Consider the following 22,722-nt stretch of genomic DNA (forward strand, 5'->3'; position numbering starts at 1 on the left):
CGCCGTATCCGATCCATGAACCACACCTACCGCCAGACTACCGCCTCGTTTACCGTGGCATCTCTGGCGAGCAGTTCCACGGCAACAACGCTTCGTAATCCGCTACCGACTGCACATGCGGCAGTCGTTCCAGTACGTGGCGCAGCCACGTATAGGGCTCCAGCCGGCTCCAGTTGTTGGCCAGATAATTCACTGCCTTGCCCAGCACGCTTTGTGGCATTACCTGCGACTGCGTTTTCTCCAGCCAGTTTTTTAGTTGGCTCAGGATCGGCAGGCTCTTTTCCTGACGGCCAGTAAAACGCTGTTCATCGCTGACGTCCTTGAGTTCACGCTCGATGCCATACAGCTTGTTGATCATCGTCAGCGCGAGATCGGCACGTCCCGTCTTGCCCTTGGGCTGCACTTTTTGCGCGTCCACGAACTTGCGTCGCGCATGGGCCATGCACGCCAGACGCTCCACGCCCGGTTGCAACGCCAACGCGTTATAACCTGCGTAATCGTCAGTCATCACGTAGCCTCGATAACTTTCCAGCAGGCGCAACGGTACTTCCTGCGCACGGCTGGAGGTGTAGTCGAACAGCACGACTTTTCGATCTGGCGGCCCACTGGCTTGCACCCACATCCAGGATTGGCTGGTCGGGTCTCGACCTGGCTCCTTGAGTACCTGGACGCGAGTTTCATCGCAGTGGATGACCGGGCTTTCCAGCAACCGATCACGCATCAGATTCAGCAACGGTTGCAAGTGCTCGCCGCATTGGATGATCCAGCGCGCCAGGGCTTGACGCGGGATATCGATACCGTGTCGGCTCAGCGCCGTTTCAAAACGATGCAGCGGTAATCCGTCGACATACTTGGTGGTCAGCAGCATCGCCAAGACGCTAGGACTGGCCATGCTCTTTTCGATCAACTGAGCGGGTTTGTCAGCAGTGACCGGAGCGGTTTCACAACCACGGCAACCGTAGACTTTACGGATGTGTTTGATCACCCGAATCTGCATCGGCACGATATCCAACTGCTCACTGGTTTCTTCGCTGATCACATGCTTGCGGCAACCGCAGGCACAGGTCAGTTCGTGCTCAGGCAATTCGTGGATGACTTCGATACGCGGCAGATCAGCAGACAGTGGCTTGCGTTTGCCACGGCGTGGAGCTGGAGCAACGACTTCTTCGTCAGCGTCGCCGATTGAAGGCATCGGCTCACTTTCGGGCTCGTTGAACAGTGCCAGTTGCGGCGTGTTGGGTTCGACCGTTTGTTCGGACTTACGGCCAAATATACGGTCACGCAGTAACTTGATCTGCTCTTTCAGATCAACGATATGGGTCTGGTAAGCCTCTTTGACTTCCTGATCACGTGCACGCGCTTCGTACGTCTCAAGCAGCATCTGCTTGAGAAGCACGGGGTCATCAGGGAGGTTGTCAGGCATGGAAATGTCGGGTAGCCCCAGATCATTACTGATCCGGGGCCCCCTTAGAACCGTACGTGCGAGTTTCCCCGCATACGGCTCAAGCTTACGAAAGCCAGTCTATTACTGGCCGGTCACGCGGAAGGTGGTTTTTGCAAACCGCTATGCTTAAGTGGCTCCTTGAATCCCTGCTTGTGGCACTGTAAGTGGCAGTCGGGATGGAGCAGTACACGGTTATTTAGTTTATCCGGGCCGCCATCCACCCGCCTGACAACGTGGTGATCGTGCCAGCCGGTATCCTTGCTGATGGCATGCCCGCATAAAGCACATTTACCCTGTTGCCGCCTGAAAAGACTCAGTACCTGCCGCCGATACCGGAGCTTATGTAGCATCCGTTGAACCCTTAATGCTTCCCACTTGAACTCCTGTTCTGCATCGTACGGCTGATACGCACCCGGCAAGCACTTGTGACGGACGATTACGGTATCCGCCAGCATGTATAGCTGGCGAAACTTCACTGTCCCGTCGATCCCCTTTACTGGGTATACAAATGCCCGGTGAATTCCGGAACAGTAATATCGTCGTTTAAGCCAACCAACAGACTTCCTCGGATGCCGACGCTTTGCCCACCTCAAGATCCGCCAGAAGATAAGGTTGTCCAGCTTGTTAAAGGTGGCTTTCGCCACAACCGGGGAGTGATATTGCGCCCACCCTCGCAGCACTGGGTTCAGTCGCCCCATCAGTGCGCCCTGAGTAAGGGTTCCGCTGTTTTTTATAATATCTCGCACTTTCCGATAGAACGTTGAAACATTCTTCTTCGCAGGCTTGATAAACAGCTTTGTCTTTCTGTGCGGCGACTTCGGGACGTACTTCCTAAAATTCCACCCAAGAAAATCAAAGCCTTGATGGATGTGTGCGATGCGCGTTTTTTCTTGCGATAATGCAACCCCTCGTACAGACAGAAATTGCTCTATCCAAGGCTTGATTTCGTTTTCAAGCAACTCTTTCGAGTTTGCCAAAACCACAAAGTCATCTGCATAGCGCACAACCTGAACCTTGGTTTTCTTCGCTTCTATGGTGCCAAAGCGTTTTTTCAAGTGATCTTTCAGCAAAAGCTCCAAACCATTCAAGGTGGCGTTTGCCAGACAGGGAGAGATGATACCGCCCTGTGGCGTGCCTGCCTCCGTAGCAACAAATTGCCCCCGGTCAACAACCCCGGTTTTCAGCCATTTGCGCAGTATCGTCTTATCCATTGGGATATTTTGACAAAGCCAATCATGGCTGATGTTATCGAAAAAACCTTTGATGTCCCCTTCCAGAATCCAGACAGGGGCTACTTGGGCGGCCAGCAAATGAAACAGCTCTACCATTGCGTCGGCCGTCGAGCGATCCGGTCGGAAGCCGTAGCTTCGGGGGTCGCTCTGGCTCTCTACAACAGGTTCAATTGCCAGCAGATGAAGCGCTTGCATGGCCCGATCCAACATCGTGGGAATTCCGAGTGGGCGTTTCTCCTGTTTACCAGGTTTCGGTATCCATACCCGCCTCAACGGTTTAGAACAGTAACCCCGCTTGATCGATAGACACATCACCCCTCGAAGTTTGGCTTGGGGCGTCTCCCACGTTTCGCCATCGACCCCCGGCGTCCTGCGACCCCGGTTCTCCGTGACTCGCCGCACAGCTAAGCATCGCCCATGAAACGAGTGAGTCAGCATGCGTTGCAGGCGCTTCACCTTTCGCCAGTCGGCCTTCCTTGTTGCCTGCGCAATTTTCAACTGTGTTTTCCGAACAGAGGTTTGAATTCTGGCCCAATCGAGACCGTACCAATTCATAGCCCCATCCGAGGACGCAGACGTAACCGAAGTCGGTGGTTGCGTATTCATACAGTCCTGCTCGAAGTTAGAAACTGTTTGCACAGGATCTCTTAGCGTGTACCCGTGCCAACTTCATAGTTCGACGGAATCAACAGTTGTATTTGCGCTCGTAAACCAGATGCACGTCAGCCAGGGTTGCCCCTGCCGGTAATGTTGAAACCGGTATGCCATCCGTTACAGACGGCCCTTTGCTTTTTGCATCCTCCTATTCCCCACACTCATCAACGTCCCTTGCGGAAAGTCTGCCTTGCCGATGTGGCTGGTAAGGCAAGTGGTCGGGATTGCCACGTTCCCTGAATCGCATCAATTCCCCGTTTAGGCTTCGTCTATCCCCCGGCAGCGCTTCTAGTACCGCATCCCATTACATGACAGGAATGGCTGGCTGCAATGCCATTTTGGCTGGGGCCGATAATTGCCGTAGGCCCGTCAATCCTTACGAGGGTTCTGTCGACGATTCACATATGTTAGCCATGCGGGTTGGGTCACTAGTCCCCGTACTACCGTGCAATTCGGTTGTGCTGCGCATCCCGTTACCGGGTTGCACTCTCTTGCGGGAGGGACATTGTTGATCGGGCTTCACACCCCAAGATTGGCTCCTGACGCATGCCGATCTAGTGAACTGACGGATACACGTCAGGCTCGTTACTCCAGAAAGCGGAGTTGAGCAATGAGATCCAGAGCTTACGACTCGTGTTTGACTGCTAACCTATTGAAGTTAAAAAGTTGAACACGCGATCTCGTGTCGCACCATGCCGCGGATTATAACCTTTAGGCGACAAATCTTGGAGTCAAAACCTGATGGGGGCGGTTACGCCACAGATCAAAACCGTCGAGTAACCAGTTCAATTCCTGGACGCTTAACACGATGGCCTCGTCGGTGGCATCGGGCGATGTTTTGAAACGTTCCGACTCCAGGCGCTTGAGCCAAAGGCAAAAGCCATTGCGCTCCCAATAAAGTATTTTCACTCGGTTACGGTGGCGATTCAGAAAGACAAAAAGCACGGGGTCGAACACGGCAACTTTAATATCCAGTTCGACCAAGGCGGCCAGGCCATCAATGGATTTTCGGAAGTCCACAGACTTGGGGTAGAGGTAGACTTTCTCGACTTTGGCGTCGGGTCGCATCATGACGTGCTGGCTCCTGAGAGAATTCGGGAGCACAGCATCGGAGATCAGATGACGGCTTTGAATGTGGGGTTCATGGATCCCTTACGAGCGATGAACCACGCTTTGTCGGTCGACAGGAAAAGAGTTTGCCGGTCCTGGCGCAACTGAAAAGCTGGCTGGAGAAAACACATCTCCAGATTACGCCGCAGAGCGTGCTGGGCCGAGCCGTCAGTTATCTGGCCAGCAACTGGAGCCGGCTGGAACGTTACGTGGAGGCTGGTTTTTTACCGATAGACAACAACAGGGCTGAGCGCGCAATAAAACCGTTTGTAATAGGCCGCAAAGCATGGCTTTTCAGCGACACACCCAAGGGCGCCAACGCGAGTGCCCAGATCTACAGCTTGGTCGAGACCGCCAAGGTCAACGGCCAAGAGCCCTATACGTGGCTGCGCCACGTACTGGAACGACTGCCGCATGCGCAGTCGGTGGCCGACTACGAAGCGCTATTGCCATGGAACTGCTCGCCAGAGATGCCACGGTAAACGAGGTGGTAGTCTGGCGGTAGGTGTAGTTCATGGATCGGATACTGTTAATGCCGCTCCTTCCCACTAAAACGAGTGTAGCGATGGGTCACTTACCATTTAATTAATCTGGACCATCTACCACTTGGTTACACTTGGAAGTAAAAAACTCCAAGACCGAGCTGACGACGGCAAATACATATATGTAACTAAAAACCAGATAGTACTCAGCCTGTGTAAATGTATTATTGAAGAAAAACAATATTGCACACGCAGAAAAGTGAACAGTAAAAGCCACCTTGTATTTCCCACTCAAAGAGAAAATACCAATAAGATAGAATAATAATAGCGATAGCGAGTGCACAAGCACTCCGAAAACCCCTGCATATTTTACCGACAATCCAAATCCTGAGGCAACGTTTAAATGGGGCATTACATAATCCGGCTCAGGACGCACAACATCAAGTCTTGTGTATAAAAATTCAGGTACAAATATATTTACCAGCAATACCTTTACATCATCTATTCTGATCTCAAAAATATCATGACCCTTGAAGTTGTAGGATAAGTTATATATTGGGCATACAATATAAAGCCACATCCAATACAATGACGATGGAACCTGTAGGCCTTTATCATTTGCACCTCCTACTTTCAGTATATAATCACCATCACCTGACTCTCTTATATTGCCAAGCATTCCAAAAAGCACAGAGACCAAGGCGCACATTGTTACAATATGCCAAGCTTTTAGCTTCCCCCTTGACGTAAGAGAAATAATTAACACAAGAAAAGAATACATCATTAATTGTCGCGTCATCATTAGCGCCCCAAGGGTGGATGACACGATAAATATTAGCACTGATGGCTTTAAAGATTTAAGGGTTGATGACTTTACGTTTAGATAAAATAGAAACCCATAAAATAGGACATGCCAAGTCTTGACACCCGTAAACTCAGAGCGATCTAATCCAAGTAACGGTATGCCATAAACCCCGAGTTCCACTAAAAAATAAATAAAAACAAATAATGTTTGTATATAGAAAATTGAGTATTCCTTCGGTGTTGGTGCGGGCAGACTGCCTAGTTTACTAAAAGGGGCTGCCATTATAAATGTACATACTACAATTACCAACACAGCAAGAGAGGGTAATAAATCCACCTCATCATAAAAATATGAAAGCCTAAAAGTAGCTAAAAACAAACTAAGTGAAAACGCTATGATGATACCAGCTGGAAACAAGGTAAGACGATTCATTGTACTCACTAGTTTAGTTAGATTTTGCAGCCTGGAGGAAATAGACAACAAAATCGCAGTATTTTATAGATACTGCATAAATATGAATTTTTGAGTTTTATCATCGCTCGCTCCCCCATCTACTCGCCTACCCAACAGCTCTTATATCTATAAAAAAACGCTAGCTCTCTAGTTCTAGGGTTCGAGACGGTGCTGTAAAAATATCCAATCAACAATTTCACCTTCTGGTGTGTATCCGCTTACCGTTTCACGTAATATCTGTCGAACTTTGCTATAGTCATCGCGATCTACAGCGACAAGAAGTTCCGAGAGTTTTTCTTTCAGCGTATCCCATGGAAGAAAATCTTCATTTGCGCTCATGATCATTGGGTGTCTTGTCGCTGCGACGTTGTCGCCAATCAGTAGTTCCTCGTAAAGTTTTTCACCAGGTCGTAATCCACTGAACTCTATAGCTATGTCGCCATGGGGAGTTTTCTCTGAGCGAACGCTAAGGCCAGAGAGATGAACCATTTTCTCTGCCAGTTCAACAATTTTCACTGGCTCCCCCATATCCAACACGAACACATCTCCCCCTTGCCCCATTGAACCAGCTTGGATCACTAACTGCGCGGCCTCAGGAATGGTCATGAAATATCGGGTAATTTTTGGATGAGTGACAGTTAGCGGTCCACCTGACTTGATTTGCTTATGGAACAGAGGAATCACGGAGCCTGAAGACCCTAATACATTCCCAAATCTCACCATGGTGAATCGCGTTTTGTTTACCTGAGAAACTTTCACTTTGTCGCCAAACATAACAGGAGCAAGCTCTCTGCTTAAGGCTTGCAACGTGAGTTCTGCAAGTCGCTTTGTGCTTCCCATTACATTCGTTGGCCTAACCGCTTTATCAGTAGAGATTAATACAAAATTAGCTACACCTGCCTGCAACGCTGCTTGCGCAGTGTTCAGAGTACCTACCACATTATTCAAAACACCTTCGGCAATATTGTGTTCGACCATCGGGACATGCTTATAAGCAGCAGCGTGATAAACCGTGTTCACGCTCCAAGCTTTCATCACATCAAGAAGTTTTGATTGATTACGGACCGAACCTAAGATTGGTAAAAGTTTAACTGGCAAAGATTCACGCGCAATACGTTGTTCGAGTTCAGAGAGAATGGTGTAAAGATTGAACTCACTATGTTCAAATAGCAAGAGCGTGATCGGCCCTAGCGATAGTATCTGTCGGCATAACTCGGAACCTATCGAGCCTCCAGCCCCCGTCACAAGTACGGATTGACCTTTAACACAAAGCTCAAGTAGGTCTTCTTGAGCAGGCACAGTATCTCGGCCCAACAAGTCAGCAATATCAACCTCTTGAATATCATCTACCTTAACCCTGCCGCTGGCCAGATCCATGAATCCTGGCACACTCCTTACGTGTAGCGGGAACCCTTCTAAATAACCAAGAATTTCTCTACGACGGCCACGTGAGCAGGAAGGAACGGCCAGTAGAATTTCCTGCGCGCCCGTTACATCGATCAATCGCTGGATATGCCTTGGCTTATAGACTTGCAAACCAGAAATGACACGGTTCGAAATGCTATCATCATCATCTATAAAAGCAATAGGTCGCATCAGCCTACCCATGCGCAAGGCTGCCACGAGCTGGTTGCCAGCAGCACCAGCACCGTAGATCGCGACCTTGGGCAGACCGTCATCACGATTCGTAAACGGAACATGTTGAGCCGCCGCGAACCAATCGCCCAGAAAATACTGCCGCATGGCTAAGCGCAGACCGCCAATCATCACCAAGCTTAACCACCAATAATTAAACATGATTGAACGAGGCACTACGGGCTGGTGATTACTATACCAGTAAACAATAAAGCCTAGGATCAGTGCGGAAAGGCTAACGGCTTTAATGATAGCGATTAACGCATCGTTACCAAAATAGCGCATGACGGCGCGATACATGCCGAAGCGGATGAACAATGGAATGGCTACGACAGGGGCTGTTAGAAAAAGCCAAAGATGGTTAATGAATGGATTGACCATCTCGTCTATCCCAAGACGCACCATAAACGCAAGCCACAGGGCAACCCAGACCAAAAATACATCGGCAATGACCTGAATGAACCGTTTCTGACGGCGTGGTAGCCCTAGCAACAATGCTCGTAATTTGTCCATGGTTTCTTCGAACACCTTGTATCGCTCCCAAAACAAATCTCACACGCCTATTTTACGTATCTTGAACCAATTAGCACTTTATAAAAATGAATGCCTAAATCGGACCCGAAATCGAATGGACTTCTTCTAGCTCACCCGCGCGATATTTGACTGCCAATATTACTAATGGCACGTAGGCAACAATTAGACCTACCGCGCCGTCCACCCCCATTAAAGTCACACATAATGCAATAGGCAGAAGCCAAAAAAAATTGATTGCGCCAACCGCCAACGTCACCGGCAAATGTTTACCCCACTGGCGCGATGCAAACTGATAAGCATGGCTACGGTGAGCCTCGTAGACCTTGTCTCCGCGCAATAAACGGCGCATAAGGGTAAAGGTTGCATCAACAATGAATACGCCCAGAAGGATCAACCAGCTCCAGAGAAACTGAGGAGAAACCCACGCAGCCTGCAGAGAGATAACACCTAGGGCAACTCCTAAAAATCCACTCCCTGCATCCCCCATAAAAATTCGGGCGGGCGGGAAATTCCAGAAAAGGAAGCCAGTTACAGCCATGGCCAATACGAACGGTAGCCAAATAAGTCCGAAAAATCCATTGAGCCAATAAAGTAGGCATGCTCCAAGGCAGGAACAAATAGCTTCGATACTTGCGATACCATCTATACCATCCATGAAGTTGTAGAGATTGAGCATCCAGACCAGATAGACGGCGGCAATAATATGGCCAAACCAGCTGAGATCTACGGTCATGCCAAATATGCTGACGGCAGGTAGTCCCCCCAACCAAAATAACGACCATGCCGCAGCACTGAAATGGCCTAATAACCGCCACCGTGCTGCAATATGACCATGATCATCCATAAATCCAATGACCGCGACCAAGATCCCGGCACCACCCAAAGCTATCAGGATAGTACCAGGGACGAATCCCGCCCAACCTAAAACTGGAAGGGCCAGGGAAAACGCGACAACAATAGCAACGCCCCCTCCACGAGGAGTAGGGATTGAATGCGAGCTACGCGCATTTGGAACATCCATCAAGCTTCGAGCCAAAGCATACCGGCGTAAAGCCGCAGTTAGAACAAAAGAAAAACAAGCTACAGCGGGAAGGAGCCACCAATGGATCATTATTTTTGACGTTCCTGAAAATACAATGCTGTGCTCTTAAGAGCCCTATGGACACTAATAGGTGGCGTCCACCCTAATAGTGATCGAGTTTTACCTATATCTACTTGTAATGAGCCGCATAGGCGCTGAGTGACCGCTTCTTTGCCTAGCAGCGTCGCGCAGTTCTGTAAAAGCTTCTGAGGCAAGGGTAGCAGACGCGCAGGCTTATCTAGAGCAATCGCCATGCGGCGCATAAGCTCGGTTGTGGACAAGTCTTCGCCATCACTGACCAGAAAAATTTGATTCGCCGCCGCTGGGTGGTCGATACACGTCACAATAAGGTCGACTAGATTATCAAGCGCTACCAAGCTTCGACGATTATCAATAGAGCCAAAAGGCATCGGCAAGCCCTTGGCCAACCAACGCATCATGGTAAGAAAATTAGCTTTAACTCCCGGACCATAGACCAACACTGGTCTAATGATAACTACCTCGAGCCCCGTTTCATCCGCTATTCTCTTTAAACCTAATTCAGCCTCCATTTTGGAGACGCCGTAAGGGTCTACCGGTGCAGGGACGTCATCCGCGGAGTACGCGGTACCAGGTAACGTACCCTCGCCGTTAACTTTGATAGAACTAATAAAGACAAAACGCTTGACCCCGCAAGCTGCCGATTGAAGGGCCAAATTCAGAGTGCCTTCAACATTTATTTTTCGAAACTCATCTATTGGACTAACTGCGGCATCATCCATGACATGGACGCGCGCTGCAGCATGCACGACAATGTCGGTGCGCTTAACTGCGCTCGTCCAATCGACGGAAGATGAAAGCCCCTCGATTTTGAACAGTTGTACCGACGCAGGACGATCAAAGGCTTCATGACGAGCAGCAGCACAAAGTTCTACTCCCTCTTTCCGGGCCAAAACGTCAAGAAGTCTTGAACCGATAAACCCCGACGCCCCCGTTATCAAAATGCGCATGGTACATTCCTTAAGCTTTGGACCACACAGTTCGATTAATATAATCAGTATAGCTATGAACAATCCGAACGATTTTTTTGGACACGGGCCCGCCCAGATAATCTTTCACCACAGAAACGACTCTTGTATTCCTGTCATGCTGACTTGTTACAATCCGGACAGCGTCAAGAACACGATCAGGCTTAAGACCGCACATGATCAACGTTCCATCATCCATTCCCTCAGGACGTTCGTGCGCATTACGAATAGTCACCGCAGGCAGGTTCAGCAATGATGCCTCTTCGGTGATCGTCCCACTGTCAGACAGAACACAAAACGATCCCATCTGTAATTTTATATAGTCAAGGAGCCCATACGGTTTCACAAATTGTATAAGTGGATGATCGAGTTTCTCGCCAAGTGCTTCTAATCTTTTACGGGTGCGCGGATGCGTCGAAACAATTATCGGATATTGGTACTTATCCGCCAAAGCGCGAAGAGACGCCAAAAGGTCTCGAAGATTATCAGGGGTATCGACATTTTCTTCTCGGTGCGCACTCACGACAAAATATTTACCGTCCTCAAGGCCCTCCCGACAAAGAACATCAGAGGCCACTATTCGTGGCATATAATATTCGAGAACCTCTTCCATATGAGACCCGGTTTTAATGATAGTCTCAGGGCGAATACCTTCATCCAATAGGTAGCGACGAGCATGCTCGGTAAGCACCAAGTTAATGTCGCTTAAATGATCAAGTACTTTACGATTGAGTTCCTCGGGAACACGTTGATCAAAGCAGCGATTACCGGCCTCCATATGAAATACTGGTATTTTTCTGCGTTTCGCCGCGATTATTGCAAGGCAAGTATTGGTATCACCATAAAGTAACAGTGCGTCAGGTGCTTCACGTTCGAAAATCTCATCCGCTTTGGAGATAACCTCAGCAATAGTTTTAGCAACCGTCTCACCCACTGCACCCAAAAAATGATCAGGTTTGCGAATTTCCAGGTCGTCAAAAAAAACTTGATTCAGTTCATAATCATAATTCTGTCCAGAATGGACCAAAATATGATAGGTCTGCTTGTCAAGCTCAGCAATCACACGGCTCATCTTGATGAGTTCAGGTCGCGTGCCAACTAAGGTCATCACCTTAAGCATTAAGTTGTTCCTTAATGTAATCAAGTTTCAGAAGAAGCTTTTTGACACCTGCGACATTGAGACGTTCCGTATTATGAGACGTATAATCGTCAAATTCAGCGATTTTCTGCTCTCCTTCGACAAAGTACTTATTATAATTTAGATCCCGATTATCTGCGGGTATACGGTAATAGCGCCCCATATCCTCTGCTTTTGCCATTTCTTCACGAGACACAAGTGACTCATATAACTTCTCACCGTGACGTGTACCGATCACCTTCACTTCATTGCTTTTACCGAAAAGCTCCCTGAGCGCCAATGCGAGATCCCCCACAGTAGACGCGGGAGCTTTTTGAATAAAAATATCACCTTGCTTACCGAATTCGAAAGCGTGTAGCACAAGGTCGACTGAGTCTTCGAGCGACATCAAAAACCTGGTCATTTCCGGATCAGTGACAGTCATGTCCTCGCCGCTACGAATTTGATTAACAAACAGAGGTATCACCGAGCCTCTTGAAGCCATTACGTTTCCATAACGAGTGGCACATATTACCGGCCCACTATCTGGAATCATTCTCGACTTCGCTACAACCAGCTTCTCACCCATTGCTTTAGAGATGCCCATTGCATTAATCGGATAAACCGCTTTATCCGTGCTCAGGACTACGACGCGCTTCACGCCTGAGGAGATAGCGGCGTTCAGGACATTTTCTGTCCCCAATACATTTGTACGAACTGCCTCCATCGGGTAAAACTCACAGGAGGGGACTTGCTTGAGGGCTGCTGCGTGGAAGATATAATCGACACCCACCATCGCCTGCTGGAGACTGTCGAGATTTCTGACGTCTCCAATATAAAATTTTACCTTATCGTTGGCTAAAGCAATGCGCATATCTTCTTGCTTTTTCTCATCACGACTAAAGATCCGGATTTCTTTCACGTTAGTATTCAAAAACCGCTTAAGCACTGTGTGGCCGAATGATCCAGTCCCACCGGTAATCATCAAAACTTTATTATCGAACATAGTATATTCCATAGCTAATAATTACCTTGAACTGTGCATCAACTGAATAAGTGCAGGCCATGCTGGCGCATTGTAACCAGTCGCATGTTTAAATCGCTCACTCACCAAGGATCGATCAATCTTAAATGAATCGTCCTCTATTATGTCTATTTTTTTATCGTATATTTCAGCGACAAGTTTCAGTAAAGAGAACTTTGAAATAGGCTCAACTGAAACATGATAAAGACCATTTAGACTAGGATTTGGTAAAACAAAATCCTTTATCACGCGAGCAAGTTCAATCGTGGGCAGACCCGAAAAAATAGCCCTGGAAAAACCTTTAACCGCCTTGTCCTGTGATAAAAACCAGTCCACAAGCGCGTAGTGGCTAGCGAGTTCATGACCAATTATAGAGGTGCGCAATGTAATCGCATGGTCAATGTCTTGTAACTCGCCAATAAATTTTGATTTCCCATAGAGATCATCTGCATCGGAAGTGTCACTTTCTGTATACTGCCCTTTACGCCCGGAAAAAACACAATCGGTGCTAATATGAACTAATCGAGCACCCACCATTCCACACAGGAGGGATAATCTGTGGGGCAGCATCGCATTAATGGGTAAAACCGATAGTGGATTATTGGCATCTGCAAGCTGCTTTATTAAACCCACGCAGTTAATCACAACGTCCGGCTTGATCCGATTAAAAACAGAGACAATTGAATCAAAGTCACTGACATCTACACCGCTGATCAAGTTCCCCCTTGTCTCTGGCGCAAAGTACCTAGCACCAGAAGCATTACGAAGAGTTCCCCAAACCTCGTAACGCGAGTCGCTACAGAAGGCCCTATAGGCGGCATTGCCCAGCATGCCTGTTACGCCAAGCAGTAAAACTTTCATTATTCATTCTCTCTTGATTTTTTAAGTTTTTCCTGAAGAATATTAACTAAATTGTGTACTTGCTGGCGCATCTCGAAATTTTTCTCATAGAATTGTTTACCTGACACACCCAAGTGCTGGCGCTCCACAGGATCCAAATCCATCATCTTTTTAATACATAAAACAAGTTCTTCCGCGTTTTCTGGTGCACATGAAAACCCTGCGCCAGCATCTTTAACCACCTGAGCCCCTTCACCTCTAAGTGAAGCGATGACTGGACGGCCAGCTGCGAGATAACTTTGTATTTTGCTAGGTATTGTATACGAAAAGATCTCGTCATCTTTTAAAGATACAAGCAGCGCAGATGCCTTTTCAAAAATTGACGGCATCATTGCTGCTGGAAACCTACCAGGTAATATAAGATTGTCTAATTTATCTGATTCTTTGCACGCTTTGACCCAGTCTAACCGGCTCCCGCTCCCCACCATAAAAAGTTTAAAATCACTATCACCTTTTAAACGCCTGCACGCCTCGATAAGTGTTTCAACTGCCTGCGCTGTTCCAATATTTCCCGCGAAAACCAAATTAAATCCAGAAGATAGTTTCTCTTGCAACTCCGCAGGTAGCATCCCATTTTTCTCATCTAGCGAGCTCGATAGAAGTGAATTTGGATAATACAAAATTTTATTACGAGCAGCAAATTTTGCCACCGGCTCCACAAATGATTTCGATTGAACGAGTAAGGTGTCGCAATATGAATATATTGCTCTAACGCCCCAACCTACTACCTTTAAGGCCATTTTATTCTTTATAAATCCGGTAGCAGCCAAGCTTTCCGGCCATAGATCCTGCACCCAAACAGCCAGATGAGCGCGCTTAATTTTTTTCAATAATAAAGCGGGTATAACCTGCAAAATAGGTGAAGGTGCAAATACGAAAATCACATCGAACTGCTTACCTTTTAATAGCTTAGGAAAGTACCACAGCCCATAACATACAAAAGAGAAATAATTTTTCAACAAATTAACAGCGCCCCCCTTACCTCTAGGATATAAAGGTACTCGCACTACCTCGATATCATCGAACCAGGTATCACGCATGACACCATCCTTTGAGTACCCCGGGAAAATTTTTCCATCTGGATAGTTTGGTTTGCCTGTAGCAACTACAACCTCATTACCCTGAGCTGATAGTACTTTAACAAAGTCATTAATAATAAAGTTTTCAGGCCAAAAATACTGAGATAGAACCAAAATCTGCATATCACCCCTATAGATCGGATACGAAATCCAACTCAAGCCAAGTTATTGAACAAATCACGGTTTGCTTGAATACTTTCTGGATTTGCTAATCTTTCAGCAATTTTTGACTGAACCAACTTCCGATGCTGGAATCGCGACGCAGGGGTGCGCGAGGCAAGATCAGCTATAGCATCGGTCATCTCAGCATGTGAGTCCAAAGGGATATCCCATCCCAAACCGTCTCGCGCCAGACCCTTCCAAGGTGTCTGATCGCTGATGAGTACAGTAGTTCCCGCGCACAACGACTCTGCAATTACATGTCCATAGTTTTCACCTCTTGTCGGAAAGAAGAACAAATCATACTTAGAAAATGTACTGCTCACGTCATCGGGTGCAACAGGGCCGCAATAATTTACCTTAATGTTTTTTGGGAGAGTCTCTATTAATGCTGAACACACCTCCCAATAAGCAACATCCTCGATAGGTCCGTAAATATCAAAAACGATATCAACGGTAGAGTTGTGCAACATCTTTAAAGCAAAATCCAGGTTTTTCATTGGTGAAATACGCGAAAGAAAGACGACCCTTAGCACCGACTCAGTTACTAATTTGTGCGGCTCTGCTGCGAGATGTTCGCAAGTGCCTTTACCCGGTAAATCGATAGCAATTTTTACAGGAGGTTCAACATAACTCATAATATCTTTAATGTAGTTAGCCTCAAACTCACTTGAGGCTTGAAATGTCACACCCTTGTATATCCTTAGAGATTTTGAAACATGTAAATATATTTTTTTCTTCAGACTTTTCAAACTCAATGCCCCTGGCGAAAACTCTCCCCGTGGTGCAAGGACTACCGGACGCTTAGCGGCAGTGTTTAGCAAAGCGTTTGCAAGCAGAGGTTTAATTGAAAAATCGACATCAAAAAAACTATTCAAATACAAAATATCGTAATCTGTTCTAGACAAAAGCCCTTTGAAGAAACTAACTGACGCATCCCTCTCAGGTAAATAATATAATTTAGCTCCCTGAACATCTAGCCATTCATTGCAAACAATATCAGGGTAAACATTTTCCTCACCAATATCATGATCGCGTGTAACTATGAGGAACTCAAATTCGTCACTTAAGCTACTCACCATATTCATAATAGTGCGTAAAGGCCCACCACTTTTATAGCCAGGCAGATAAAATCCAACAAAAGTTAATATTATTTTTTTTCGAACCGAACCTGTGCCAGACAGCTTAGATTTCACAACATTACAAGGGACCATATTCCCGCCTTTTAAATTTTTCTTTCGGCGCAGCACTCATATCAACAATAGATCACATGTAATAAACTATCTTAACGCAACCAAAACCGTTTAACGTCCGTCTAGAAGCATGAATAAGAGAAAGAAGAAGGTATAACTTTTTTTTTCTTTCCAGTAGGGAATCACATTATTTTTCAAAAAAACAAACCTACCCGAGGCAACTCTTAGATCAATATATGATTCAGTTCTATATTCCGATAGACATTGTTGCATTGCTGAATTTTGATTAATACAACCGATCACCGATTTTCTCACATTGGATAGAAGCTTCTTAATCGAAATCAATTTTCCGAAAAAATTGCTTCCGGCCCCTCCAACAACATTATTCGCGTGCTGCCTGTAATAAATCGTACTTGAATCAACATATACAACGGCTCCCGTGTGCAGTGCTATCAAACACAACCACTGGTCGTGCATGGGAACGCCAGAAGGCAAAGGCAGGGCCTGCATCAGTAGTGCTCTGTTAACTATTACAGTGCAACCATAAACTGTAGAGCGCCATGACAGATACTTGATATCCAAGTTATGTATAGGGTTTAGCTTATTACTCTCGTAAAAGCTTTCCTCAGTGACGCTGCCTTTCTCGTCAACGAGACAGAGATCCGAGAATGCTAAAACTGGTTTTTCTGCGCCCACCTCTAACTCTTTTTCTTTTATCGCAGCGAGCATACTTGAAATCTTAGCAGGCATCCAAATGTCGTCCTGATCACAAAACATTATATGATCAGACTTCGAAAAGCTCAGCGCCTTATCGAAGTTTTTTACCACACCCCCTTGGCGATCGGTATTAACTACGGTTATCCTTGAATCTTTTAACATATAATCTTTTGCAATTTTAACTGTATTATCAACCGACCCATCATCGCTAACATACAGTTTCCAATTTGTATGGGTTTGCAAAAGAAGAGACTCTAGCTGTGCCACTAAATACCTTTCGCCATTGTAGGTCGCCATTACGATATCAACGCAGTCCATTAGAGCCTCTCTCAACTTTAATGATCTGTCGCGACGCTAGGTCCAAAGCTACATAATCGACAAACACCCTAAACGACCAAGCGATAGCGGCACCGACCAAGGACAACTCTTTCACCAAAAAAAACATGAGTAATACATACGGGACAATTTCTGCAAGGTGTATGAGCGCTGTTATTTTAGAGTGGCCGCCCGCCTGGATTTTTGCAAATGGTATTTGTGCAATTGAATTAAATACAAACCCTACAGCCAAAATCCGTAGTACGGTTACCGACTCTCCAATATAGTCTGGCCCCATCCATAGCAATAATATTTCATTCGCCAATATAAATACAAAAATTGCCATCACAACGCTAAAGACAAGCAGTAACTTAAATGCAAAATCGGTCTGAACATTAGCATTCTCATGCTTAGCACTCAGCATGGGGAATATCACTTTAGAAATAGCCATAGGGATCAATAACATTCTCGCGACGGCCTCGGCTGGAGCAGTATAAAAGGCAACGGACTGTGCACCTAAGGCATTCGAAATAAAGAACCTATCAAAATACACCATCACAGGACTCAATATATTACTAACCGTTATCCATCCACCAAACCTGAGTAGCTCTTTTAAAGTCTGCATATCTACAGTTACTATATCTTTCCTGAACCGGCCCAATCCATAACCGTAGGCTACTAGCGCTGTGAATAATCGACCCAAGACCAAACCAATAACAGCTGACTTAAAACTCACCTGATAAAAAACAACAACAACAGGCATTATAGCGATTGCCACACCAGTGATTACTTTAAGCGTATTTAATTTCAAAAACTCACTTTCCCCTTCTAGATATGAAAACCAAATCGTACTAAGCAGAAGTGGAACAACTGCAAAACTCAACCATTGAAACCCTTCAACTGCATCAGCACTAAACGCCTCTGAAACCGATAAATAGAATGTGATGTTTTTAGCATTTAGATACAAAAGCAACGAGGCACATATACTTAACCCCAAAACAAAGACAGTTGAGGTACCTAAAATCTCTCCTAGCTTTTTATCCTGATCACGGTGCATAGCCACGGCTCTGATCACCGCCCGTGAAAGACCCGCATCAAAAATGCTCGCATAACCAACGACCGCATAAGCAAGTGTGAATAACCCGAATCTTTCAACACCTAATACCCGAGCCAAATACCCTATAGCAGGTATAGCTATAACAATAGGGATGGCAAATCCAGCGATATTCCAAAAACTATTTTTAATCAAACTCATATAATTATATGCTGACCAAAGGAAAATCTGCAAGACAGGGTGCGCCTGCATCTTTTTCATTAATTATTATCGCTACGTCTAACTCTGGCCATTTAATGTTTATACCAAGATCATTCCATAGCAAGTTTCTTTCATGGCGCGGAGAGTAGTAGTCTGTTGCTTTGTACAAAAACTGGGTATCATTTTCTAACGCTAAAAACCCATGAGCAAAACCTTCAGGAATCCAGAACATTCGCTTATTTAGTGCACTCAACTCAACGCCTACCCACCGACCAAAAGTTGGCGACCCTTCACGGATGTCGACAGCAACGTCATAGGCAGCACCTTGAACAACACGAACCAATTTTCCTTGGGCGCAGGGTGTGGTTTGATAATGCAACCCTCTGAGTACACCCTTCCTAGATACAGAATGGTTATCCTGAACAAAAGGTCGTGGCTTTGGCAAAGATAAAAACTCTAATTGCTCGTAAAAAGATCGTTCGTTAAAGCTTTCAAAAAAAAAGCCTCGCTCATCTTCAAACACGGAAGGCTCAATTATTAGCAATCCTGAAATATCGGTAACCACAATATTAATACTCATTCGCAACCCAACAAAGCAATTCGATTTGGGCCGCAGCCACTTTTTCTTGATCGGGCCAGCGTTGTTTTTACTATGCCCAATCGGTTTATCAGAGAACGATAACTGAATATCAATAGAGTATTATGCGAACAGACACGCTACCGCCCCAGGATTTACCGTTGGTTTCCTGAGAACGCCGTGTTCACTAACATGTCTGGCCAGGGTCATTAGGACCGAGGTGATTTACTCGTTGCTGCAGATGCTTGCCATAGGCACGCTAATTTGCTGCTGACGATTGAGGAGGTTGATCAACAGAATGACCCGCTCATCTCCATCCATCGCCATAAAAATTGCATCGAGCTCAGCGAACCCATCCTCGGTAATTCGCACATTATCGCCTGGCTTTAGCTCCGGTTTTGCGTCGATTTCTGCTCGTGCCTGAAGCTGTTTGATGAGGCTGTCGCTCACTGCCACGGGCACGCCACCAAAGCTAACCACACGACTTACTCCTCGAGTCGAGCGAAGCGGTCCCCAGTTTGACTCTGTGGGTAGATTGATAAACAAGTAACCCGGAAATAATGACTCCACCGCCCACTGACGCTGCCCACGAATCAGCCTCTGATACCGGCATTTCGGGCGAGAAATCTCATAACCCTGACGCGCCAGATTGTCTTCAGCACGCTCATCCTGACGTGGTTTGCATTGCACGAGGTACCAGCTTTTCTGCTGAACGCAGATTGAAGCGCCTTCGTCATTATAAATATTCATCTCCAATCCATCACTGACATCGCATCCATTGCATTGGGCATTGACCGCAAAGACTCTTACGACGACCGCTGCTGCTCCGCGCCAGCCTGGACTGTCTATGCCGCACAGGCTGGCGTGGTATTTTAACTACCCGCTATTAGCACGGCTAACTCGTGGCCTTTCAGTTGGGACTTCCTAAGCAAGACAGCCTGAAGCGCTTTTTTGGCCTGCGCGTCACCATGTACCAGCCTTACCTCTGACGGCCAATCTGCCATGTCAGTTACAAATTCTACCAAACCTTTCTGATCCGCATGAGCGGAATAGCCGCTAATCGTGCTCACGCCCGCAACAATGGGATAGCGCTCACGGTCCAGCTCGACATAACCACCCATCTGACCATGCTGCTGAATAGCCGCGCCCGGCGTGCCTTTGGCTTGATAGCCCACAAAAAGCACATTATGCCTGCTGTCACCGAGCATGGCTTTCAGGTAGTTGACGATTCGACCACCGGAGCACATGCCGCTGCCCGCGATGACGATAGCGGGTCGGCCGGTGCTGGCAAGGTAGTTGACCGTTTGCATATGCTTTGCATGGGTGTCGATGGTAATCAGTTGGTCGAATCGTAGCGGCTTGCGCCCGTTGTCTAGTCGCTGTTTAGCTTCGGCATCCCAGAAGTCATCAAGTTCCTGATAGACCTTGGTAAAACGGCTGGCCAAGGGTGAATCCAAGATGATCGGTAGCTGAGGCCAATCGATGGATAGGGAGCTGCCTGGATCTTGCTCGGATGCGGGGCTTTCAAACGCCACCCCCTCATTGGCGGTGTTTGGGTTCCGCAGCGCTTTGCGATGGAGAATATCTTCGATTTCGTAGAGCAATTCCTGAGTGCGCCCGATGCTGAATGCGGGAATCAGTACCGTGCCATGATCTGCCAAAGCCCTGTCAATGACCTCTTCCAGTCGCGACAGGCGTGTAGCTCGGTCTTCATGCAGGCGATCACCATAGGTGCTTTCCAGCACCAGTAAGTCCGCGCGTTCTGGGGATTTTGGACGAGATAACAGTGGCGTGTGCGAGGCGCCCAGATCACCCGAGAAAACGATACGCTTATTGCGGCTTTCGACGGGGTAGTCGATATCGCATTCGACATAAGCCGAACCAAGAATATGCCCAGCACGCTGCAGACGAACTCTGCAAGAAAGCTCAGGGGTTTTTGCCAGGCTAAACCAGGTGTCGAAGGGCAGCGCAATGATCCTCGACTCGATTAGCTTGAGATAGCGCTCGACGTGTTGTTCGTCTCGCCCGTATTCGAGCGTGTAGGCGTCTTCCAGCACCAGCGGCAACAATTTAGCCGACGGCTCGCTGCAGAGAATCGGACCTTTAAAGCCAGCGGTCAGGAGATTAGGGATACGCCCGACATGGTCAGCGTGCACGTGCGTAACGATCAGGGCTTTGATGGTTTCGATGGAAAAGTCGATGGCCGATGAATCGGCCCCGACGATACCCTGCTTGCTGGTTTCCAATCCCTGAAATAAGCCGCAGTCGATCAGCAGGCTGCTTGTTGCATCCAGTTGCAGTTGATGGCAAGAGCCTGTGACACCGTCAATGGCGCCGTGGTGGATGATTTCCGGGTAAAGCATGAGAGTCCCTCTCGGTCTTGCTACATGAAAGACGATGTTCGCCCATAAAAAAACGGTCCAGCTTAGCCGGACCTTGGGCGTTGATCAGTCTTTAACGTTTTGCAAACCTTGTCCGTTGCTGCCTTGCAGGGTGCCATTCAATGCAGGTGCGAGCGCCTGATGATGAACAACCGATAGGCGTCGTGTGCTGACGAAATGGCGGATCAATGCCAACAGTACACCCAGCATCGCGCCCACTATCAGGCCAAGAATGACAATCAATACCTTTTTAGGTTTGACGGGCCGTTGAGGCTCCAGTGCCTTACGGTCGATTGTGACCAATTTGAGATTCTGCAGATCGATGTTCAAGTTACGCAGGCGTGCACGCTCTTCACGTAGAGGCTCGATGCCGGTCAAGAAAATGTCTTCGTTTTCACGCTTGCTCAGCACTTCAACCTGGCGGTTGTTCTGCAGCAGTAGCAGTTCCTTGGCGATCTCGGCAATTCGGTCTTCGGTGAAATCGTCAGATTTACGCTGCTGCAAGGCATTACGCTCCGCCTCCAAGGCTTCTGTGCCCATGAAGTACAGGGGGATTTGCTGATTATTGACTTCCGTACGCATAACACTGTTAGGGCCTGTGCGCTCAGTGTCACCCAACGAGGACGGAGTGGTAGGTCGCTTGATACCCAATGATTTGGCAATACCTATGGCTTCACTCAACTGAGCCATTCGATCACCGCGCTGGGTTTTTAACTGCAAGCGTAGGGCTTTTAGCTCGTCCTGCAGTTGCGCACGCTTTAGGTTATCCGCCTCAAGCAGCACCGCGATTTTCGATTCTTTGTCGGTATCGTAGCTGGCACGCGCGGCATCAATTTTGCCTTTCAACTCATTCAGACGGTTATTGACGATCACATCCATGTCCTCCGAAATCTGCTCACGCTCAGCCTGAATCCCGTAGTCAATAAAGCCGTTCAGGATTGCAACACCATCGACACCTTTCGGATAGTTCAGCTCCAGGCCAATAGAAGCGCTGAGGACATCCACTCGCTTGGGGTCTGGCAAAACCAGCCTGATTGAGTCGCGGTTGAACTCCTCAAAGCTTTGCTCAAGGGTTTGACCTGGGCGCTTGAATTCTTTGAATAATCCTTGATTTGCGCGGAAAAAGCCTAAACGTGTGTCATAAGAGTCCAACGAAGCCCCCACTTTGAGAAGGGCATCTTTAGGAGGAAGCTTGTAGATATCCGAGCGGTTCAGGGCATCGAGTTCGTTGATCGCCGCCGGGCGCAGAACGCTGCTGACTTGATATTCCGGGGTGGTAAGGAACGCGTAGGCTGCGGCGATCAGACCGGCGACGATAGCCACTGAGACGATCAGCGCTTTCTGACGCCAGATGGCATGAACTAACGCAAATAGATCGATTTCATCGTTAGGGGTAGTCAAGGGAATACGGGTAATGCTACTCACAACCAAGGCCTGCCTTCAAAAGAGAAACTGCGGGCTCGTTATTCAGACAGATAGCTAAGTGCTAGTAGTTATTATTAATTCTGGTCATTGACGCGAGCTTCATGCTCGCGTCAATGACGCACAAAAGACTGACTGGTAATCGA

The 22,722-nt window shown here is 47.4% G+C and carries 18 protein-coding genes and 1 pseudogene; 1 reads left to right on the top strand and 18 read right to left on the bottom strand.

All coding sequences use genetic code 11. The annotated features are described in order from the left end of the window. Positions 1-49: 49 nt before the first annotated feature. The 3 genes from tnpC to tnpB form a co-directional block, all read right to left on the bottom strand. Positions 50-1,423 (bottom strand): IS66 family transposase, encoded by a 1,374-nt coding sequence (gene tnpC, locus ACVBEG_RS19190; RefSeq protein ID WP_447108198.1) that lies wholly within the window; start codon positions 1,421-1,423, stop codon positions 50-52. Positions 1,424-1,536: 113 nt separating this feature from the next. After that, a complete protein-coding gene (gene ltrA, locus ACVBEG_RS19195; protein ID WP_447108199.1) occupies positions 1,537-3,282 on the bottom strand; it encodes a group II intron reverse transcriptase/maturase in 1,746 nt (581 codons plus the stop codon). A gap of 759 nt (positions 3,283-4,041) precedes the next feature. Beyond that, positions 4,042-4,401, bottom strand: coding sequence for an IS66 family insertion sequence element accessory protein TnpB (tnpB, locus tag ACVBEG_RS19200; RefSeq protein ID WP_447108200.1), 360 nt, complete (start codon positions 4,399-4,401; stop codon positions 4,042-4,044). Between the two features lie 86 nt (positions 4,402-4,487). Here tnpB and ACVBEG_RS19205 point away from each other — a divergent pair. Next, positions 4,488-4,922: pseudogene (locus ACVBEG_RS19205) on the top strand (IS66 family transposase); the annotation flags it as partial. 103 nt (positions 4,923-5,025) lie between these two features. Here the strand turns inward: ACVBEG_RS19205 and ACVBEG_RS19210 are convergent. The 15 genes from ACVBEG_RS19210 to ACVBEG_RS19280 all read right to left on the bottom strand — a co-directional run bounded on the left by ACVBEG_RS19210 (position 5,026) and on the right by ACVBEG_RS19280 (position 22,579). Then, positions 5,026-6,159 (bottom strand): hypothetical protein, encoded by a 1,134-nt coding sequence (locus tag ACVBEG_RS19210; protein ID WP_447108201.1) that lies wholly within the window; start codon positions 6,157-6,159, stop codon positions 5,026-5,028. 174 nt (positions 6,160-6,333) lie between these two features. Continuing rightward, positions 6,334-8,328: a polysaccharide biosynthesis protein gene (locus ACVBEG_RS19215; RefSeq protein ID WP_447108475.1), complete on the bottom strand. Its 1,995-nt coding sequence runs from the start codon at positions 8,326-8,328 to the stop codon at positions 6,334-6,336. Between the two features lie 94 nt (positions 8,329-8,422). Beyond that, positions 8,423-9,460, bottom strand: coding sequence for an MraY family glycosyltransferase (locus ACVBEG_RS19220; protein ID WP_447108202.1), 1,038 nt, complete (start codon positions 9,458-9,460; stop codon positions 8,423-8,425). After that, positions 9,460-10,419 carry a UDP-glucose 4-epimerase family protein gene (locus ACVBEG_RS19225; RefSeq protein ID WP_447108203.1) on the bottom strand — a complete coding sequence of 320 codons (960 nt, stop codon included), beginning with the start codon at positions 10,417-10,419 and terminating at the stop codon, positions 9,460-9,462. The genes ACVBEG_RS19220 and ACVBEG_RS19225 overlap by 1 nt, the downstream gene beginning before the upstream one ends. A gap of 10 nt (positions 10,420-10,429) precedes the next feature. Continuing rightward, the gene (gene wecB / locus ACVBEG_RS19230; protein WP_447108204.1) at positions 10,430-11,557 is read right to left on the bottom strand and encodes a non-hydrolyzing UDP-N-acetylglucosamine 2-epimerase; all 1,128 of its coding nucleotides are present in this window, start codon (positions 11,555-11,557) and stop codon (positions 10,430-10,432) included. Continuing rightward, positions 11,550-12,560 (bottom strand): polysaccharide biosynthesis protein, encoded by a 1,011-nt coding sequence (locus ACVBEG_RS19235; protein ID WP_447108205.1) that lies wholly within the window; start codon positions 12,558-12,560, stop codon positions 11,550-11,552. Before ACVBEG_RS19235 ends, wecB begins: the two co-directional genes overlap by 8 nt. Positions 12,561-12,581: 21 nt before the next feature. After that, a complete protein-coding gene (locus tag ACVBEG_RS19240) occupies positions 12,582-13,439 on the bottom strand; it encodes a dTDP-4-dehydrorhamnose reductase family protein (protein ID WP_447108206.1) in 858 nt (285 codons plus the stop codon). Continuing rightward, entirely contained in the window at positions 13,439-14,680 is a 1,242-nt protein-coding gene (locus tag ACVBEG_RS19245) for a glycosyltransferase family 4 protein (protein ID WP_447108207.1), read from the bottom strand. Before ACVBEG_RS19245 ends, ACVBEG_RS19240 begins: the two co-directional genes overlap by 1 nt. Before the next feature lie 32 nt (positions 14,681-14,712). Next, positions 14,713-15,966 (bottom strand): glycosyltransferase, encoded by a 1,254-nt coding sequence (locus ACVBEG_RS19250; RefSeq protein WP_447108208.1) that lies wholly within the window; start codon positions 15,964-15,966, stop codon positions 14,713-14,715. A 54-nt stretch (positions 15,967-16,020) separates the two neighbouring features. Beyond that, positions 16,021-16,923 carry a glycosyltransferase family 2 protein gene (locus ACVBEG_RS19255; RefSeq protein ID WP_447108209.1) on the bottom strand — a complete coding sequence of 301 codons (903 nt, stop codon included), beginning with the start codon at positions 16,921-16,923 and terminating at the stop codon, positions 16,021-16,023. Positions 16,924-16,930: 7 nt separating this feature from the next. Continuing rightward, a complete protein-coding gene (locus tag ACVBEG_RS19260; protein ID WP_447108210.1) occupies positions 16,931-18,256 on the bottom strand; it encodes a flippase in 1,326 nt (441 codons plus the stop codon). Next, the gene (gene rfbC, locus ACVBEG_RS19265; RefSeq protein ID WP_447108476.1) at positions 18,201-18,770 is read right to left on the bottom strand and encodes a dTDP-4-dehydrorhamnose 3,5-epimerase; all 570 of its coding nucleotides are present in this window, start codon (positions 18,768-18,770) and stop codon (positions 18,201-18,203) included. The genes ACVBEG_RS19260 and rfbC overlap by 56 nt, the downstream gene beginning before the upstream one ends. Before the next feature lie 228 nt (positions 18,771-18,998). After that, the gene (gene rfaH, locus ACVBEG_RS19270; protein ID WP_447108211.1) at positions 18,999-19,523 is read right to left on the bottom strand and encodes a transcription/translation regulatory transformer protein RfaH; all 525 of its coding nucleotides are present in this window, start codon (positions 19,521-19,523) and stop codon (positions 18,999-19,001) included. Positions 19,524-19,645: 122 nt separating this feature from the next. Continuing rightward, positions 19,646-21,136 (bottom strand): MBL fold metallo-hydrolase, encoded by a 1,491-nt coding sequence (locus tag ACVBEG_RS19275; protein WP_447108212.1) that lies wholly within the window; start codon positions 21,134-21,136, stop codon positions 19,646-19,648. An 84-nt stretch (positions 21,137-21,220) separates the two neighbouring features. After that, positions 21,221-22,579, bottom strand: a complete 1,359-nt coding sequence (locus tag ACVBEG_RS19280) for a Wzz/FepE/Etk N-terminal domain-containing protein (RefSeq protein WP_447108213.1) — start codon at positions 22,577-22,579, stop codon at positions 21,221-21,223. Between the last annotated feature and the right edge of the window lie 143 nt (positions 22,580-22,722).

The organism is Pseudomonas sp. GG8, from assembly GCF_052976945.1.